General features: G+C 55.2%; 15 protein-coding genes, 1 pseudogene and 1 riboswitch. Of the genes and pseudogenes, 8 read left to right on the top strand and 8 right to left on the bottom strand.

Annotation, left to right across the window (positions count from 1 at the left end; genetic code table 11):
- Nucleotides 1-10: 10 nt before the first annotated feature.
- Entirely contained in the window at nucleotides 11-1147 is a 1137-nt protein-coding gene (locus WC600_11065) for an MlaE family lipid ABC transporter permease subunit (GenBank protein ID MFA4903268.1), read from the bottom strand.
- A 92-nt stretch (nucleotides 1148-1239) separates the two neighbouring features.
- Nucleotides 1240-1782 carry a hypothetical protein gene (locus tag WC600_11060; protein MFA4903267.1) on the bottom strand — a complete coding sequence of 181 codons (543 nt, stop codon included), beginning with the start codon at nucleotides 1780-1782 and terminating at the stop codon, nucleotides 1240-1242.
- A gap of 316 nt (nucleotides 1783-2098) precedes the next feature.
- Here WC600_11060 and WC600_11055 point away from each other — a divergent pair, with 316 nt between their 5' ends.
- The 5 genes and pseudogenes from WC600_11055 (at nucleotide 2099) to WC600_11035 (ending at nucleotide 3899) form a co-directional block, all read left to right on the top strand.
- Nucleotides 2099-2368, top strand: coding sequence for a DUF5320 domain-containing protein (locus WC600_11055; protein ID MFA4903266.1), 270 nt, complete (start codon nucleotides 2099-2101; stop codon nucleotides 2366-2368).
- Between the two features lie 49 nt (nucleotides 2369-2417).
- The gene (locus WC600_11050; protein ID MFA4903265.1) at nucleotides 2418-2594 is read left to right on the top strand and encodes a hypothetical protein; all 177 of its coding nucleotides are present in this window, start codon (nucleotides 2418-2420) and stop codon (nucleotides 2592-2594) included.
- Nucleotides 2595-2765 carry a hypothetical protein gene (locus tag WC600_11045; GenBank protein ID MFA4903264.1) on the top strand — a complete coding sequence of 57 codons (171 nt, stop codon included), beginning with the start codon at nucleotides 2595-2597 and terminating at the stop codon, nucleotides 2763-2765.
- 516 nt (nucleotides 2766-3281) lie between these two features.
- Nucleotides 3282-3641, top strand: a pseudogene (locus WC600_11040) (peptide-methionine (S)-S-oxide reductase).
- Between the two features lie 12 nt (nucleotides 3642-3653).
- Entirely contained in the window at nucleotides 3654-3899 is a 246-nt protein-coding gene (locus WC600_11035) for a hypothetical protein (GenBank protein ID MFA4903263.1), read from the top strand.
- A 62-nt stretch (nucleotides 3900-3961) separates the two neighbouring features.
- Here the strand turns inward: WC600_11035 and WC600_11030 are convergent, their stop codons facing one another.
- Nucleotides 3962-4399, bottom strand: a complete 438-nt coding sequence (locus tag WC600_11030) for a DUF5661 family protein (protein MFA4903262.1) — start codon at nucleotides 4397-4399, stop codon at nucleotides 3962-3964.
- Between the two features lie 62 nt (nucleotides 4400-4461).
- Entirely contained in the window at nucleotides 4462-5664 is a 1203-nt protein-coding gene (locus WC600_11025) for an FAD-dependent oxidoreductase (protein ID MFA4903261.1), read from the bottom strand.
- 508 nt (nucleotides 5665-6172) lie between these two features.
- On the opposite strand from WC600_11025, the gene WC600_11020 reads away from it, so the two are divergent.
- The 3 genes from WC600_11020 (at nucleotide 6173) to WC600_11010 (ending at nucleotide 12272) form a co-directional block, all read left to right on the top strand.
- Entirely contained in the window at nucleotides 6173-7780 is a 1608-nt protein-coding gene (locus WC600_11020; GenBank protein MFA4903260.1) for an efflux transporter outer membrane subunit, read from the top strand.
- A gap of 122 nt (nucleotides 7781-7902) precedes the next feature.
- Nucleotides 7903-9117, top strand: a complete 1215-nt coding sequence (locus WC600_11015) for an efflux RND transporter periplasmic adaptor subunit (GenBank protein MFA4903259.1) — start codon at nucleotides 7903-7905, stop codon at nucleotides 9115-9117.
- The gene (locus WC600_11010) at nucleotides 9114-12272 is read left to right on the top strand and encodes an efflux RND transporter permease subunit (protein MFA4903258.1); all 3159 of its coding nucleotides are present in this window, start codon (nucleotides 9114-9116) and stop codon (nucleotides 12270-12272) included. Before WC600_11015 ends, WC600_11010 begins: the two co-directional genes overlap by 4 nt.
- Before the next feature lie 53 nt (nucleotides 12273-12325).
- Here the strand turns inward: WC600_11010 and trxB are convergent, their stop codons facing one another.
- The 4 genes from trxB to WC600_10990 all read right to left on the bottom strand — a co-directional run bounded on the left by trxB (nucleotide 12326) and on the right by WC600_10990 (nucleotide 17078).
- Nucleotides 12326-13288: a thioredoxin-disulfide reductase gene (trxB, locus tag WC600_11005; GenBank protein MFA4903257.1), complete on the bottom strand. Its 963-nt coding sequence runs from the start codon at nucleotides 13286-13288 to the stop codon at nucleotides 12326-12328.
- Between the two features lie 695 nt (nucleotides 13289-13983).
- Nucleotides 13984-15165 (bottom strand): MFS transporter, encoded by a 1182-nt coding sequence (locus tag WC600_11000; GenBank protein MFA4903256.1) that lies wholly within the window; start codon nucleotides 15163-15165, stop codon nucleotides 13984-13986.
- Between the two features lie 123 nt (nucleotides 15166-15288).
- Nucleotides 15289-15711: a universal stress protein gene (locus tag WC600_10995; GenBank protein ID MFA4903255.1), complete on the bottom strand. Its 423-nt coding sequence runs from the start codon at nucleotides 15709-15711 to the stop codon at nucleotides 15289-15291.
- Nucleotides 15712-15890: 179 nt separating this feature from the next.
- Nucleotides 15891-17078: a cation:proton antiporter gene (locus WC600_10990; protein ID MFA4903254.1), complete on the bottom strand. Its 1188-nt coding sequence runs from the start codon at nucleotides 17076-17078 to the stop codon at nucleotides 15891-15893.
- Between the two features lie 72 nt (nucleotides 17079-17150).
- Nucleotides 17151-17229: riboswitch (Fluoride riboswitch) on the bottom strand.
- Nucleotides 17230-18988 lie beyond the last annotated feature (1759 nt).

The following is an 18988-nucleotide window of genomic DNA, read 5'->3' as shown; positions in this document are numbered from 1 at the left end:
GAACTCCGCCTCATATATGCAGGTACTGAAAAACTAAGGCAAAAGCCGAATCAGTAACGATAATCAGAAAAATTGCCGCGACCACCGCGGAGGTGGTGGCGGAGCCTACAGCCTCGGCCCCACCTCTGACTTCAAAGCCGCGCTGGCAGCCGATCCCGGCGATCAGCACGGCAAAGACCCCGGATTTGATCAGGCTGGTAATGATATCCAGGAGACTGAGGCTCTGTTGGGTTGCCTTCAAATAGGTGTAAACCGTCAGGTCGAGCCCCATGACGCCCACGATCAAGCCGCCCAGGATGCCAAAGAGGTCGGCATAAAGCGTGAGCAGGGGCACCACGATCATGGCCGCCAGGACCTTGGGCACGGCCAGGAACCGCACCGGGGTGAAACCCATGGTGGTAAGGGCGTCCACTTCCTCGTTCACCATCATGGTGCCGATTTCGGCGGCAAAGGCCGATCCCGAGCGCCCGGCCACCAGGATGGCGGTCATGATGGGGCCCAATTCCTTGACAATGGCAATCGCCAGCAATGAGGCCACATAAATATTGGCCCCGAACTGCTTGAGTTGGAGCGACGACATGAACGCCAAGATAAGGCCCAAAAGCAGGCTGATGAGACCGACAATGGGCAGCCCGTCCACTCCGGCCCGCTTCATGTAAGAAAGCACGTCGTCCCAACGCACCGACCTGGGGTGGAACAGGGCGTAAGTCAGCGCTCCCAGAAGTTCCCCCAAAAAGATCAACACCCGCTTGAAGTCGTAGAGAACCGCCAGGGTTTCATCACCCACCCGTTCCAGGAAATTGCCGGTCTTGCGGTCGGTGATCAGTGGCGGGGTGGTGAGGGCTTTGGGGTCGATAAGGCCCATGATCCCCCGGGCCTTGTCACTGGGGTTCACGAGTTCATAGGTTATGGAGCGGGTCCGGGCCTGGTTCTCCAGTTCAATCAAAGCCAGTGCCCCGGCGCTATCCAGAAAGTCCAGGCCGGCCAGGTCAACCGTCAGTGCGGCCGGAATCATTTTCTGGAAGAGGGTCTCGACTTCAGCGTTGAAGGAGTAAAGGTTATCCAGGGCGAGCCGGCCGGAGATGGCGAGGGTAAGGCGTTGCCCCCTCTCGCCGCGCACCTCGACAGTATGGCCTCGCCCCGGCACGCTAGAGTGTTCCATCGTTTGAAAAGCAGACGGTAACCTGGATCAGGGGGAAGGTGGCCAATTGGGGATCCTTTAACAATCCGGTTTATGACCTAAGAATTAAAATCCAAGCCCAGGAACTCGTTTGCCTGAAAGCCCCACCTCTTTTCCGCCTCTTTGGAGTTGATCGCAATGGCGATTAGACCAATCACCTTATTTTCTCGGACGAGAGGGGCGCAAATAATATAGAGTTCAGAGCCGTTCTGCAGAAAGAACTTCTGCTGCTGGATCTTCTTGCTATGGATGGCCTTGGTAATCAGATCATAGTTAGAGTAATTTTTCGTGCCATTACCCGACCTGGGAGGGTATGTCGCCAAGACCTCGCCTAACGGGCTCAAGACCCCGACTTGAAACGGACACAACCGGCACAACTTGACGGCCGGGGATTCAGCTTTCTCCAACGCGGCGTTAATTGCCGCCATGTCTTTCTTGGCCACCGGTTCCATCAAACCGGCGGAGAGATTGGTGAGGCAAGTGGTTATTTCTTGCTTGAAGCTGGCGGCCGCAGGACTCAACGGGGGCGGCTTGGCCTGGCACCCAGACAAAAGGGTGGCCGCAACCACCAGGGCCAGCACTCTCGACTTGAATTTGCTCATTATAAAACTGGGTTTCATATTTTTATTCCAATTCCAACTTGTCTTCTATCTTGCTTGCTTTATATCCTATATAACGGTCGCCTGACAAGTCCATCCGGGGAAAATCCTTAAAAATGCTTGATAGGTAGCGATAATTAACCCTTTGACCCCGAAGCATCTCTAGATAAATATGCGGGCAGCTTGGGTGCCTGGAAAAACTCCAGATACAGTTGACAAATAAAGATAAAAACGATATGGGAGTATCAAGGATTATTGGGGGCGGAATATATTCCTGCCCTAGAGTCGTCAATTACTCCATACTCCGAGAGGATAAAGTATGCCGGGTTTCAAGAGTTGGGGACCGTGGCAGCAAGGTCCCCGCAGTGGTAGAGAATGGGGCGACTACCGTCGAGAGAACGATTACGAATTCCCCGGTTATGGTCCGGCTATGTGGTGGGACATCCCGGCTGCCAGGTCGTATGCCACCGAGGAAGAAGAGCTGACTGATTTGCGCTGCCGGGCCCAATTGTTGGCCCGGGAGTTGGCCATGGTCACAAAGCGCATCGCCGTCCTGGAGCAGGACGCGGATCGGGCCCTGGATGGCTAATCCTGGGGCGAACTTGACCCCCTCCGGGAGATAATCGCGGGAAGCGCGCATGCTTAAAATCGCCTTGGTCGCCTTTCAAGGTGAAATCATATGCTTCGCCCACGTCTTGTTGAACGCCCTCGATTTAAGGGATCAGGCCGGCGAAGCCAAAATCATCATCGAAGGCCAGGCCACCAAACTGCTTAAAGACCTGAATCGCCCTGAGAACCCTTTTTATCCCCTGTAGATGAAAACCAAGGAAGCCGGGTTGATCGAAGGGGTCTGCCGGGCCTGCGCTACCAAGACCGGGTCCTTGGCCGAGGTCCAGGCCCAAGGGTTGCGCCTCCTGGACGACACGAGCGGCCACCCCAGTCTGGGACGCTATCTGGAGGCCGGTTTCACCATCTTGACTTTCTGATTTTTCTCTCCGCAACTGCCCCACGCACGCCAGCACGCCTTTACGCCCTCGTTCCCCGATTGTACTTAGGAAGGTCATTTTCCGCCCAAGCTCTGCTTGGGCGCCATCTTCAGGGGCGGGGTATCCCCGCCCTCAACCTTTTCCTTACTAGACCTTGCTTTGCACTCAAAGCATGGCTATAATTTTGTTTAGAACACCCAATAAGTAAGGTGCCGCACCTTCAATGCTCTCGAGACCGGGTGCCTTAGCTAGAGGTTCCAGGAGAAAAGGAAGTTATCCATGAGGCTTAATTGGCTGACTCTCGCCCGGCTTTTACCGATCGGCTTGGCGTTAGCTGCGTTTTGTTGTCCCGGCGTGAGCCTGGCAGGCTTGCCTAATCAAGGCAATCAAGAAAGGACCATATTATCTATGCAACCGGCGACGTTATCTCCGGCTACCAAAATTCCGCCCGTTGATGCCGCAGTTCCCGCCAGAACGGCAACTGCCACCTTCGCTCATGGCTGATTCTGGGGTCCGGATGCCCAGTTCGGGGCCATCCACGGCGTGATTCGCACCCGGGTAGGATACACGGGCGGCGCCAAGCCAAACCCCACTTATCACAACCTCGGCGACCACACCGAGACCGTCGAGATCGACTACGATCCGGCCATCATTTCCTACGAGAAATTGCTGGATATCTTCTGGCGCAGCCACCAGCCCGGCCAGGCCGCTTGGAGTTCCCAATACAAAGCGGCCATCTTTTATCACAATGACCGGCAAAAGGCGTTGGCCCTGAAAACACGGCAGCAGGTGGCGGTCCGGTTGAAGAGCACGGTCTACACCGAAATCCTCCCGGCCGGCGCCTTCACCCTGGCCGAGGACTACCATCAGAAATACTTCCTGCGGCAGATGCCGGACCTGCTGGCCGAATTCAGCGCCATGTACCCAACCCGTGAGGCGCTGGTGTCATCCACTGCCGCGGCCCGGGTGAACGGCTACATCGCGGGCTATGGCACCCCGGCTGAATTCCAGGCCGATATTGCCGGCCTGGGCCTTTCCCCCGCGGCCCGCCAAAGGCTGGAGGCCCTGGTGGCCAAATCGCTACACTTTCGCTCCGGCCCGGGCTGCCCGGTGCCCCGGGGAAAAGCTGGCTGATTTATTGAGGCGAGGGGGCAGGGGCACATACGAAAAGCCCCTGGCTCCCTCCCTCAATTCCTTTACGGCATTTCCCGGGCTTCGGCCTGGGCCAGGGCCAATTTGGCCTTGAGCAGTTTCCGGTACTTGTCCGCGGCCTTGTTCAGGTCCTTGACCGCCATGGCTTTCAGAAGGTCCCCCTCCAATTCGGCCACGTCCAGGCGCTGGTAATAGTCCATGGTCTCCTTGAGGTGCGCCAGGACAATCTTCCCCGTCAACAGAGGATGATTGTTGGTGACATTGGCGTCCTTAAATCGCGTGCCGTGTTCCAGTTCCACTTCCAGGCCGATGATGAAGTCTTCCAGGGGGATGCTCATGCCGCCGGTATTAACCGCCCTGAGAATTACCCCGGCCTCTTCAGGCAGCACTTTGCCATCCGTCACTTTGGTCCAATCCCTAAGGTTGAGCGCCTTGCAGACTCGCTGCACTTCCTCAACGGTGACATATACGGGCAGTTCCATAACAGGCTCCTTTTCTTCATATCGTTAATCGGTGGCCTCTACCGGCCATTTTCCCACCTACCCTAAAGCAGTTTAAAGTCGAAATCCGGCTTAGCCAGGTCACTTTTCAGGGCGCTGATATCCTTTCTCTTTTTGATGGCGACCTCGATTTCGCCGCTGCCCCGAATATCACCCAAAAGAATGGCTCCCACCAGGCAATTATCCTGAATCACTAACTTACGATACGTCTTTTTAACCTTATCCTTGTGGACGATGGCTTCCAGCTTGCCGTCGGCATCGATGTCGCCGGCGGCCACCAAATCGATCCCCACCACCTTCAGGACATTGGACGGCAAAGTGCCCTCATATTTGGCTTCGTGACCCGCCATAGCCGCGCCGGCCACCTTACCCTGCTCCAGGGCCGCGGGCCAGATGCCGTAAACGCGGCCCCGGTGCTCGATGAGGTCCCCCGCGGCGTACACATCGTCCCGGGAGGTTTTCATGGTGTCATCCACCTTGACCCCCTTATCCATATCCAATCCCAGGGCTTGTGCCAGGCTGAGGTCCGGTCGCACTCCGGCGGAAATGAGCACCAGGTCGCCCATGATTTTATCACCGCCTTTCAAGCAGACCTGCAGACCAACCGGCGTGGCGACGATCTCTTCGGTAATCGCTCCGAGATGAAAGCTAAATCCCATGTCCTCCATCTGGCTCTGGAGGATGCCCGCACCGGCCACATCCATCTGCCTGGGCAGGAGCCGGGGGAAAAACTCCACCACAATAACCGAAAGATTCATCTTGCGCAGGCCGTTGCCGGCCTCAAGCCCCAAAAGACCACCGCCGATGAGCACCGCGGTTTTGGCCTTGGCCGCCTCTTCTTTGATACGGTCGGCGTCGGCCAGGGTTTTCAGGGTAAAGACCTTCGGAGAGTCGGCCCCCTTCATGGGCGGAACAAAAGACTTGCCACCGGTAGCCAGGAGCAGCTTGTCGAAAGTAAATCGCTCTCCCTTATCGGTCTCCACAAATTTCTGGGCCGCATCGATCTTGGTAACCGTGGTGGCAAGATGCAGCTCAATCCGGTGCTGGTCATACCAGGCCTGGGGATGGATGATGATCTTGTCCGCTTGCTTGTCCCCGGCCACATATTCCGGCAGAGCGGGCAAATAATAAAAGGGCCGGTCCTCCTTGGAGAAAATAGCGATTTTGCCTTCCGGATCAAATTTCCGTATATTTTCCGCGGCGGCATTACCGGCCACACCATTACCGATGATCAGATAGGTGGTCATGCATCCTCCTGCTGATTAAAGATTTTCCGCTCCCGAACCGGGATACCGACGCAGTCTGGCGCCTCGCCTGGCATGATCTCCGGGTGAAAGGGACGGGGCCATTTAAAGCCACCCTGGCCCTGCCGCAACGAAGGGTCCCGGTCGTTTATCTTTACGTAATCACGGCCGGGAAACAAAACAAGCACCCGAGATTTAGATTTTTTCCGGGTCCTCTCTCGCCAACCGCTGGTCTGTCATTCACGAGAGCCTGATTAAAAAGAATTATCTTTGGAATTTTATGTCAATGTGGAATAGAATGAGTCCCGGTAACGGGAGAGGCTCAAGTTGTGTCCATCATCTCATGCAGCTCTGAGAAGCTCATAATTTAACTTATTGAACTTGCGAGTTTTTATGCTTTTATGGTTTTGATATTTAAGAAAATCGCTGCATCTTTCGATAGGCTATAATAAATCTCCAGTTTCGACCTATCTCCCCCGCGGCTCGACCCGGGTTTGAGGAACGAGGCCAAGTGACCGGACCTATGGGCAATGAGATCCGCTTCAGACGGATAAGTCTTTTCGTGATAGCCATGGGGATCATGGCTTTATGGGCTTCCGGGTGCGTTAAGGTGGGGCCGGATTTTTCCAAACCTGACAGCACTGTGATGTCAAATTGGCTGGAGACGGGCAGCTATAAGCAGATCAACACAAAGACAGAGGAGTACCGGGACTGGTGGCAATCCTTCAACGACCCCGTTCTAGATAAGCTAATCCAGGACGCATACCAGCAAAACCTGTCCTTGCGCATCGCCGGGGTGCGCGTCCTGGGAGCGAAGGCTCAACTGGGCGTCGCGATTGGTGAGCTTTATCCCCAGTCCCAAAAAGCCGTCGGCGAAGTGACCAAAAATCGCCTCAGTCAAACCAGTCCAACCTCCGGCTCGGGTGCCCCCGATAATTTTTGGCTCTCCCAGACCGGGCTCACCGCCAGTTGGGAAATCGACTTCTGGGGCAAGTTTCGCCGGGCCGTGGAGTCCGCTGATGCCAGTCTGATGGCCACGGTGGCCGATTATGATAACGCCCTGGTCAGCCTCACCGGCGACGTAGCCACATCCTATGTCCTCCTCCGGACCCTGGAAAAGCGCTTGAGCATAGCCCGCCAAAACGTCTTAGTCCAAAAGAAAAGCTTGGAAATTGCCACGGCGCGCTGGAAAGGCGGCACCACCTCCATGCGGGACGTGGAGCAGGCCCTGACGGTGTTGAATAGCACAGAGGCGACCATCCCCACCCTGGAAAGCCGGGAACGTCAGACCAAAAACGCCCTTTGCTTTCTCATGGGCCTGCCTCCCAGTGATATTGGGCATCTGCTGGGGTCTAAATCGGCTATCCCGTCGCCGCCGCCTCAGGTGGCGGTAGGCATCCCGGCGGACCTGATGCGGCGCCGGCCGGATATCCAGAGCGCCGAAATGCGGGCCGCGGCCCAATGCGCCCAAATCGGCGTCAACAAAGCCAACCTCTACCCGGCCTTCTCCATAAGTGGTTCGTTTGGGCTCCAGGCCAGCGATGTGGCTCCTTTTGTTCTGGGTGATATGTTCCAGTGGAAGAGCCGCCTCGGCACCATCGGACCGTCCTTTCAATGGAATCTCCTGAATTATGGCCAGATCACCAACCAGGTCCGATTCCAGGACGCCCGGTTCCAGGAATTGGTCATTTTCTATCAGAACACGGTGCTTCAGGCCCAGAGAGAGGTGGAGGACGCCCTGATCGCTTTCTTAAAGGCCCAGGAACGGGCCCAAAAGCTGGTCAAAGCCGTCGCCGCGGCGCAGAAAACCGTCGAACTGGCCACCCTGCAATATTCCGAAGGTATCGCGGATTTCACCACCGTCTTGGTTGCCGAGCAAAATCTCTTGAGCGAACAGGACAGTCTCGCCACAACCCTGGGAGACATCGCCGGCAATCTGGTGTCTTTATACCGGGCCATGGGCGGTGGCTGGCAGATTCGAACCGGTCATGATTTCGTGCCGGAATCCGTTAAAAAGGTCATGGCGCAACGCACCAATTGGGGCAACCTGCTTAAGCCGGTCCCCTTGCCTCCACCCCCGGACCAACCCAAATACGATATCCGGCTGCCAGAATGGTAGCAGCTGGCAGAAGGAATTTTTACCAGGATGAGAAATCGCCAGCGACCAGCCCCAGTGATTGCTCAACCGGCGGTGCGGCGGTAACGGTTTACTTAAGGAACTGCCAGAAGGAACTTGAGACAATGGTTGAAGGAAAGAGAAGCCCAATCCGGTATCGCGGCCTCGCCCCCAAAATGGCGCTCGCGGTGGCGCTCCTGATCATGGCCTTGGCCTGTGGTGAAAGGAATACCTATGCGCCGCCGCCGCCGCCCAAAGTAACGGTAAGTCAGCCCTTTTCAAAGCCCGTGACCGATTACCTGGAGTTCACGGGGAACGCCGTGGCCTTGAACACCGTGCAACTGGTGGCCCGGGTGGAAGGCTTCTTGGAAAAGCTCTTGTTCCAGGACGGCGAGACGGTAAAAAAAGGTAAACTGTTGTTCCTCATCCAACAGGAACAATATAAGGCCCAACTCCAAAAGGCCCAGGCCTCGGTTCTGTCCGAAAAAGCCCAATTGTTGCATGCCCAAACCGAATATGTCCGGTACGCCAAGCTGCGTCAGGAGCAAGCCGCGGCCCAAACGGACGTGGACCGCTGGCACTACGAACGAGACTCGCGTCGGGCCGCGGTCATGGCCGCCGAGGCCCAGGTCGTGCTGGCCAAGCTCAATCTGAGCTATACCAAGGTCACCGCCCCCTTTACCGGACGTATGGGCCGCCACCTCAAGGACCCGGGCGAATTAGTGGGCGCCGGAGTAAAAACCGTTCTGGCCGAGATCAACCAGATTGACCCCATCTATGTTTATTTCCCCATTAATGAGCAGGACTTGCTCCGTGTGCGCGGGAAAGACCCGGAACCGCAAGCTGAGGTCGAGAAGGCCAAACACCCCGTCTATGTGGGTCTGGCCGATGACGAAGGCTTTCCGCATAAAGGCTACCTGGATTTTGCTGCTATCTCTCTTAATCCCACCACCGGCAGCCTGATGCTGCGGGGAATCTTCCCCAATCCGAAGACTAGAATCTTGCCGGGCTTATTCGCCCGGGTGCGAGTCCCCATCGGTGAGGTAGAGAAAGCCTTGTTGGTGCCGGAAGCGGCCCTGAGCTTTGACCAGATCGGTCCCTTTGTCCGGGTGGTGAACGATAAGAATATCGTGGAACGTCGCGGGGTTAAACTCGGCAACCAGGTAGATTCAGACCGGGTAGTCTTGGAAGGTTTGCAAGGCCAGGAATGGGTGGTTGTGGCCGGTCTGCTAAGGGCCATACCGGGCCGGCCGGTAACCCCGGAAAAAAGCCCTGCTCAGCCCGACCCCAAAGATACCAGAGCTCCTAAGAACCCTGCCCCCCGGAAGGCCGCCCCATGATGTCCAAGTTTTTCATCGAGCGGCCTATCTTGGCCAACGTCATTGCGGTAATCTTCATCATCCTGGGGCTGGTCTGCCTGTTAACGCTCCCCGTGGCTCAGTATCCCAATATTGTCCCGCCCACGATTCAAGTAACCACCATGTATCCCGGAGCCAGCGCCTCAATCATCGCAAATACCGTGGGCATCCCCATCGAACAGGCGGTCAACGGGGTCAAAGACTCCATCTATATGTCCTCCACCAGCGGCAGTGATGGGAGTTACATCTTAACCGTAACCTTCAATGTGGGCACCGATCTCGATACTTCCCTGGCCCTGGTCCAGAATTATGTCAATTCGGCCCTGGCCCAACTGCCCGAAACCGTTCAGGCTCAGGGCATTACGGTCAGGCAGGTCTCTACCAATATTCTGCAGGTAGTCGATCTTTTCTCCGATGATGACCGCTACGATGAAACTTTTCTGTCCAATTACGGCATGATCAATGTGCAATATCCCCTGGCCCGTCTCCCCGGCGTCGCCCAGGTCAAGTGCGTGGGTGCCGGCCAATACGCCATGCGGGTCTGGCTGGACCCCAACAAGCTCCAATACTACGGCCTGACCACTATGGACGTGGTGGATGCCATCAAGCAGCAAAACATCCAGGTGGCCGCGGGGGAACTGGGGGGGCCGCCGGTGCCGTCCAACCAGGCCTTTCAGTTTACCGTCAACGCCCTGGGGCGCCTCGAAGATGTGACCCAGTTCGAAAATATCATTATAAAAATCCAACGTAGCGATGAGACTGCCCAGATCGTCCGGGTGAAAGATCTGGCCCGGGTGGAACTCAGTCAACAGGTTTTTACTAATTTTTCCAACACCTCCGGCCATCCGAGCGGCCACCTCATCATTTACTCCCTGCCGGGCGCCAATGCCATCGCTGTGGGCCAGGAAGTGCGCCAGGCCATGGATAAGATGAGCGAGCATTTTCCGGCTGGCCTGAAATACGGCATTTATTACGACACCACCGTGTTTATCAGCGATGCCATCAACGCGGTCTACCATACCTTATATGAAGCCGGAATTCTGGTGCTCATCGTCATCCTGGTCTTTCTCCAGAACTTCCGGGCCACCCTGGTGCCGGCGACCACCGTGCCGGTCACCATCATCGGCGCCTTTGCGGCCATAGCTATGCTCGGCTTTACGGTCAATCTCATGACCCTCTTTGCCTTGATTCTGTCCATCGGCATCGTCGTGGACGACGCCATCGTCATTGTGGAGAACGCCTCGCACTATGTGGAAAAGGGTCTCTCCCCTCACGATGCGGCTATTAAGGCAATGAGCGAATTGACTGGCCCGATTATGGGTATTACCCTGGTGCTCGTCGCGGTCTTTCTGCCTGCGGCTTTTATGCCGGGCATTACCGGCCAGCTCTTTCGCCAGTTTGCCCTGGTGATCGCCGCCACTGCGGTAATCAGCGCGCTGAACGCCTTGACCCTGAAGCCGGCCCAGTGCGCCCTCTACCTGCGCCCCCATGACCCCAACAAGAAGATCAATGCCTTTTACCGGGGCTTCAACCGGGGCTATGCAGTGGTGGAGAAGGTTTATATCGACCTGGTGGCCTGGATGGTGCATCGCACCGGGCTCATGGCCCTGGTATTTTGCCTCATTATTGGCATCGGCACCCTCCTCTTCGTCCAGCACCCCACCGGCTTTCTCCCGGATGAAGACCAGGGCTACGGCATTGTTGCAGCGATGTTACCCGAAGGGTCCTCCCAACCTCGGGTCAAGGAGGTTTCCGGCCAGGTCAACGCAGTGCTTAAAAAGATCCCGGGCGTAGCTCAATGGGTCACCATTGGTGGCTTTTCCATCCTGGATACCGCCAATGTCTCCACGATGTTCACCACCTTTGTCATTTACGATAGCTTCGAAAAACGCGGCACAGCCTTAAGCCAGGACCGAATTCTTGACAATGTCAGGCAACAACTGGCTGGGATTGAAAAGGCCGAGTTTGCAGTGCTGGTCCCGCCACCTATTAGCGGTCTGGGGCAATCAGGCGGTTTTCAGATGATGTTGGAGGACCGGCGCAGCCTGGGCCTTACTGAGATGGAAGAAACCACCATGGCGGTCGTTATGGCTGCCCGGGCCCAATCCGGTTTGTTCGGCGTCACCACGACTTTCAATGCTCAAAGTCCTCAGCTTTTCCTTGATATTGACCGGACCAAGGTGGAGTCTCTGGAAGTTCCCATGGACGACGTCTTCAGGACCCTCCAGGCGTACCTGGGCTCGGCCTATGTAAACCTGTTCAACAAATTCAACCAATCTTACCAGGTCTACGTCCAGGCCGGCGCCCCCTTCCGCCTGACCCCCCAGGATATCGAAGCCCTTTATGTCCGCAATAAGAAACTGGAAATGGTGCCTCTGGGGACCCTGATGACCGTCAAGCGGATGCTGGGTTCCGAACTGCTCACCCGCTACAACCTGTATCCCGCTGTGCCCATAATCGGGGCTGCCGCTTCGGGCTTCAGTTCCGGCCAGGCCCTGAACCTCATGGAACAGGTAGCGAAAAACAACTTGCCCGTGGGCGCTTCCTACGACTGGACGGCCACGGCCTACCAGGAAAAACAAGTGGGCAACCAGGCCTACTTCATCTATGCCCTGGCCATTACCCTGGTCTTCCTGGTTCTGGCCGGCCTCTATGAAAGCTGGACCAGCCCCGCCGCGGTTATCCTGGTGGTGCCCATCGCTCTGGTGGGGGTAATCCTGGCGCTTATTGTCCGAGGCTTGGAAAACAACCTATATACTCAGGTAGGCCTGGTGCTGATGATCGCCCTGGCCAGCAAAAACGCCATCCTGGTGGTGGAGTTCGCCCGGGAACTGCAGGCTGAAGGCATGCCCCTCCTCGACGCCGCAGTGGAGGCCACCCGCCGGCGCTTCCGGCCCATTGTCATGACCTCTTTCGCCTTCATTCTAGGCGTGGTGCCGTTGATGAAGGCCGCAGGGGCCGGCGCGGCCAGTCAGCAGGCCATCGGCACAGTGGTCTTCGGCGGCATGTTGGCCTCGACCCTGCTGGCTATTCCCTTTGTGCCGGTATTCTACGTGATCACCCAGCGCTTCAGTGAGCGCCGCAAAAAAGATCCCCCAAAGGTGACGACCCCGCCAGACCAGACGGATGGCAAATGATATCGATCTGAGACTCTTAAATTCTTACTGCAAGAAGGTACGGCGTCCACGCCTCATCCCCGTGGCGCCGTGGTGTTTTGACCAGCTTTTTTCATTTCCACGCAGAGGGCCGCGGCCAGGGCTGCGGTACAACCGTCTGCCGCCGCGAGGATAATCTGCTTGGCGTACTTCTGCCTCAGATCGCCGATCACAAAGATCCCCGAAAGGTTGGTCTCGCACCGCTCATCGGTCATGACGTAGCCGTCCTGATCCATCCGGGTTCCTGCCGGCACCAGGTGATTGTTGGGCACGAAGCCGATGAAGATGAACACCCCGTCCGTGGCCAGTTCCCGGGATGCCCCGGTCTGCGTGTCCTTGAGAGCCACCGCGGCTACCCCCTGGTCATTGGCCTTGATCTCCGTGACCACGGTGTTCCAGAGGACGTCGATTTTCCCTTCAGCCATGACCCGCTGTTGCAAAATCCGGCTGGCCCGGAAGGCATCCCGGCGATGGGCGAGGTAAACCTGCCGGGTGATTTTGGCCAGATAGAGGGCTTCCTCCAGGGCAGTATCGCCGCCGCCCACCACCGTCACGGTCTTGTCCCGGAAAAAGAAGCCGTCGCAGGTGGCGCAGTATGAAACCCCCCTGCCGTAATACTCCATTTCGCCCGGGACGTTGAGCTTACGCGGGCTGCCGCCGGTGGCCAAGATCACCGCATGGGTATTAAGCTGGGCGCCATTGGTCAGACGGACCGTGTGATATTCCAGCCCCGGCTCCACTTCCGCCACTTCCTCCTGCCTTATTTCAAGACCATAAGACCTGGCATGCTGCAAAAACTTCTGAGATAGGTCAAAGCCGCTGATATTTTCAAAGCCAGGATAATTTTCCACGCTTTCCGTCAGGTTGATCTGGCCACCGGGCAGGCCTTTTTCGACCAACACGGTCTTGAGTGCGGCTCTCATAGCATAAAGCCCTGCTGTGAGGCCGCCGGGACCGCCACCAACGATAATGAGATCATAAACGTCACATGCTGCCATTAGTTGTCTCCCTTCAATTTTTCCTGGATGCGGCATTGTCTTCGCTTTCAGATTTAAGGCGCAAGCAGGCAATCGACACAAGCTATAAATAATCTTAATTTATTGCTCGTCTAACGGTTCGTGCGGCTTGCTCGCCTGTTCTTAAAGACCCGCGTCTCATCGTTGCATTATGCCACGGGTGAGGATATTGGTTAAGCGATTTTTTAGGGAATAAGAGTGCTGTCCGGAGTCTGGAGACAATTGTCCCCATAATCTATGGGAACACAAAAATAGGGCCTCTTGGCCCCTATCACATTGAAATTATTTATTCTAAATTGGTGGTAGGCGGCGGGCGTCGAACCCGTTAACCTCGCTTTATTTTTAATTGTTTTTCCGGTCAGTTAGATTGACCACTTGATGCCCTGGGGCGGTCATTTCTTCCCTGTCTCCCCAAACTTGCTTCAAGGACTCTGTTTTCATTTTGGCATGGGACCTCGTGGACTTCGAGTTCGAGTTTTTGTGGCCCAGCATATCACCCACAACTCTTTCACTCACTCCCCCGGCAGGTCGTCCAGGGAAAAGGCACAGGTCGACTATGGCTTGGGGGCCGACTGCGTGGGAGAGCCATAGCCCTGCCCAATTGATTGGAACCTATCTTGCATCTATGACTTAAACATGAAGTGATTTTTGAGCCATCGTATTAACACTCCTTTCCCTTAACTATGTACAAAGCAAATTTCTTTGGAGATGCGAAAAAATATTGGTATCGAACAAAGCTGAATAACCACAGAGAAGAAAATCAAAGACCCTATGGAGAAATCATACAGGATGCCCATCAAGGCGCTTCCGAGGAACCAGAAAAGGCCGAAGCCGGTGTTAAAAATGCCGTAGCCGGTGGCCCGGCGGTCTTTGGGAACCATTTCCGCGAGGGCGGCCTTGATAATAGATTCTTGCGCCCCCATGCCGATTCCCCAAAAGACCATGCCCAACAGGGTGAGATTAAAGCCTCCCAGAAAGACCAGGGGAGCAAACAGGGCGGATAAAATTGAGACCGCCATAATAACCGGCATTCCCAGCCGATCGAATAGGCGGCCCAAAATGAGCGCCGCAATGCCATCCATCCCCATGGCCACGGCATAAAATATGGGAATCCAATTGGGTGGAGTGACCGAGGCTTTGCCAAAATGGTAAGCAATTAAGGGGAAATCGGCATAGCCAGCGCCAATCAAGCCCACAGCAACCACATAGAGCCAGTAGGGGTGACTGAGTCCTTTGGTTTCTAGCTTGGGAACGCTTACCTCCAAATGCTGTGGGTGGGGATAAAGGCGCGCGGCAATGGTGATGACCAGGATCGCTAAGATGGCCGGGATCAAGAGATAAGCAAAACCAGTGCGATAACCACCCTTAAAATAGAGAACCAGCGCGACGATGAGTGGCCCCAGCATGGCGCCGGTCTGATCCATGGCCTCATGAAAACCAAAGCCCCACCCTCTGCCCACCTCGGTGGTGGCGTGCGAGAGCATGGCATCTCTGGCCGGAGTGCGGATAGCCTTGCCCATCCGTTCCATTAAGATCAGTAAAGCCGCCAGTTCCCAAGTTCCTGCTAAAGCCAGCAGAGGCACGACAAACAGGTTCAAGGCATAGCCCACGAAAGTAATGGACCAATATTTACCGAGCCGGTCTGTCAAGTAACCGGAAACCAGCCTCAGGGCATAACCGATGAACTCTCCCAACCCGGCCACGATCCCCACAACCGTGGCGCTGGCATTGAGGATGCCGAGAAAGGGACCGGTGATACTGCGGGCTCCTTCATAAGTCATATCGCTAAAGAGGCTGACCACGCCCACCAGGATGATAAATTTCCACGCCTCGGCCTTGTTAAGGTCTTTAGATGGCATCACTATCTCCGGAATCGACTCATTGCCACAACGGGTTAAGGACAAAACCCGGTCTTCACCAAAGAGCGCTACCCTGCCTTAACGCCCTTCATTATCAAGAAAAATAACCAGATGACGGCAAAACTAACGGACTATGAGGACGCTGCATGGAGCATGGCGGCTCACCTTTTCGGCAGTAGTCCCTAAGAATGCCGCCCAAACCCCGGAAAGACCGCTATGCCCCACCAAGATCACGTCAAATTCACCTTCTTGGGCTACACCGATGATAGTCTGGGCCGGGTGACCGCCGCGCAGCAGAGCCTTTAACTCAACCCCGGCTTTTTCGGCCCGGGCATGAGCCTCCTGGAGCAGCTTGCGGAATTTTTCGTTGGCCTGTTCCTTGGTATCCTGAAACTCGCCGACGGTGGCGATGACGTGCGGCAGATTTTCCTCTACCGCCAGCGCCCAAATCTTCCCCTGGTGAAGTTGAGCCAATTCAATGGCAGCCTCAAGGGCCCTATTCGCCCCTTCCGATCCATCATAGGCCAGCAGGATTTTTTTAAACATTTTATTCCTCCAGTTGCGATTTCTTTTAGACGAGATCAGGCTATGAGGAAGATAAGATCCCACCTGCTGGTGACCATGATCCCACCAACATGGCACCGACCTGAGGGATACCCAAAAGGGGCTTTCAGGATCTGAGCTTCCTGCTCAGGTCTGTGACGGTAATGCCAATTTTCAGATTCTTAAACCTCATATTCCTCCGGCATGTGCAAAACATGCTCGGGGCTGCCGATATATGCAGGCTCATAAGGTACCACGGTCTTGGGTTGGAACCAGGTTTGGGCAATAAAGGTCGGCACCACCGCAGAACCGATGACCACCGTTACCAGGATGGAATATTGGTCCTGACTGACAATTCCGCGAGTAAGCCCGTAAAGTGCCGAAATACTGCCGAAAGTGAGGCCGGTGGACATAAGCAAAGTAGTATAATTACTTTCCCTATACGGCATCTTAAAGGCCCGGCATAGCGGCCAGACCCCGATGATTTTGGCGGCGAGCTTAACCCCCAGCAGGATAAGGATCAGAACGATTCCCGTGTACAAAGCTGGTAGGGAGATCAAGGCACCGGCCTTAATAAAGAAAAAAGGGGTTAACAAGGTGAACGTGATGGTCCGCATGCGCCGCATCAGGACTTTGTCTTGCACGAACACGCCGGCGACCACCAGCCCGAACAGATAAGCCGGCAACACCGCTTCACTGTTGGCCGTGACTGCCAGGGCGCCCAGAAAGCAGAGAACCAAAAAGATGAACTTAACCTCCGGTTCGCTGACCCGGCCGCCATATTTTTTGAACATCCAACGGCTGAGACGCGGCAGCATCCACAGGGCAATGCAGGTAACCACGACAAAAACGAGCATCCAACGGTTAAAATTGGCAAACAGCACTCCCAAGGCCAGCACCGTGCCCAGGTCGGTGACGAAACAGGCGGCCAGGATGAGCTTGCCGATGTCGGTTTCATTCAAGCCGGTTTCCACCATGACGGCATAAACCACGGCCACCGAGGTGGTGGACAGGGCGATGCCGGCAATCTGGGCGGCTTGCCAGTCCCAGCCGGAGACGTAGTGGGCAAAGGACCAGGCTCCCAAGAAGGGAAATAAAAATGAGATGAAGCCGATCACCAGGCTGGGTTTGAGATGCTTCTTGAAGGAGACGGGATCGATTTCGGCCCCCGCCAGGAAGGTCAGCATCATGGACCCGAAAGCAGCCAGGACATCGATCCAGGGGGCCGAGTGGAATCCTAAAAAGTTTCCCGCCATCACCCCCAAGAAGATTTCCACGAGGGCTACCGAGATGCCGGTGCGGATGGAAATGAGGCTGGCTAACAACGCTACGCCGAGCCAACTGGCCGCGGTGAACCATACGTGCTCCATAACAAGCTCCTAAAGATTGAGAGATGAAGCTAAAGATCGGAGCTCATAAAAAAAGCTCCTGCCTCACCAAAGGTGTACGCAGGAGCCATCAGCGTCTCAGCGGTTCGGGAGGAAATTCTGCTCCCGGGCGGACCCCATCGCCTAGTCACAAATTAAGGCCGCGGCTGATCGAATGCAAGGTTTTTTTCCCATAAATACGGACACTGTCCGTCGACTGTCCGTCAAGAAAAATCGGCCCCGCAAAGGGCCGATAATCATTGATAAAAATGGTGGCGGCGGGAGTCGAACCCGCTTAATCTTCAATCATATCAATGGCATGTAATGATTATCAATGACATAAGATGATAACTTAAAAGGCTTTTCTAACCTCTCCCTTCTGGACCGGATGTCACCCACTATCATTCTCGGTCACAGGATTTCATTCGAGTTAGGCACAATTTTAGGCACAGATTCCCAAAAGGAATAACCGGCTGGTGTGATGCTTCACATTTTTTCCGAGTCCGCCCGTAGGAATGCCGGCATCACTGTTGCCCGCTTGGCCGGAAGAATATTCATGGGCTATAGCTGCGGTGAGCATAGAGCCGCCTGCATATTTGAGGTGCTGGCAGTTTTCATACTGGCTGGCAAAAGCGGCGCCGACACGATAATCTGGCCACGTGTGCCTGTCAGAAAATAGGCTATCTTTAATCCAGAACTTGGTTTTCTGACTTTGCTCGGGCGCATTAAAACCTGGTGGACCCTCTCTAAAATGTCACCCCCGATGATTTCGATACCTTATTTACTTAACATGATGAAATAACATTGATAGATTAGAGCTCTGTCTTATTATTTCTTTACAAAATTGAGTTCGTGCTGACTCTTTGTCGGAGAACATATCTTACGCCCTGAAGGGCGACTCTTTTCGCTCTGCCAGGCTGAGCCGGTCACCTGGGGAAGTGCCCGCCTCTTAGGTTTCCCGGCGCTTCGATCTGCTCGTAAATCTCCAAGGCCTTTTGGGCCTGGACATGACCTGGGCCCGCTCCCCCAGTTCATCCAAGTCCAGGCTCATATCAAACGGGACGCTCCCTTCCCCCTTGCGGTCACCGATTTCCCTGGCGAGGCCTAAGCACTGCTCACGCAGCTCACTTCCCAGTGGAAACCCCCTCAGACCTCCACTCTCAACCTCCTACCCCTGGAACCATGGCAACCCTTCAAGATTTTGCGAACGTAAGAGCCGTTTGCGGGCCCAATTTCGAACGTTGACCTCCTCCCCTGACAACTTACCATTCATAAATCCGTACTCAATTTAGGCGCGTTTGAGTGCCCTTATGTGTGGGTCCAAATTCAGGTTGTAGCCGGCGAGATGAATAACTCCTGGTCTTGAAGGAGAAACTGTGTTCGGAATGGGTACTTGGTCAATGTCGACACCTTTTTCACAAATGCACTATCATTTTCCCCTCACCTGACCGTATTCTCTGATATCTATACCCTCCTGATCATGCCCAAATAGATTCCACGCAATGATTAAGCCACTGAGAGCCGTTCCAAAACATTATAGTGGCTCGAACAGAAGCAGAAGGATCATCTTCTCATCCCAAGAAGCTTTCCAACCTTGAGGATTGCAGCTACCGGAGGAGAGGTCTGAGTTGGTATGTACATGTAGCCTCAGCTTTTCCTCTGGCGCATCATTACCAAGCAGTGTTGGCCTGGGGTTCTTAAGCTCCAAAGCAAAGAGATATTTGGATTCTGGGGGGTGGTATGCCCGAAATCTGGCAGAAAATTGACTTTCCGCCCAAATTTGCATTATCATGCCCTCGATGAGAAAATTTGGCTTCGAGAAGAGGATCGTTTGGGAGATTTTACCCGGACAAAGGGGTCCCAAAAACCATTTTTAAGCTGCGGTGACTCAGATTGCCGCATAATCTCAGTGA

The organism is Desulfobaccales bacterium (assembly GCA_041648175.1).
Taxonomy (GTDB): domain Bacteria; phylum Desulfobacterota; class Desulfobaccia; order Desulfobaccales; family 0-14-0-80-60-11; genus 0-14-0-80-60-11.
Note: the sequence above shows the minus strand (reverse complement) of the source record. Positions and strands in the feature narration are given on the sequence as shown.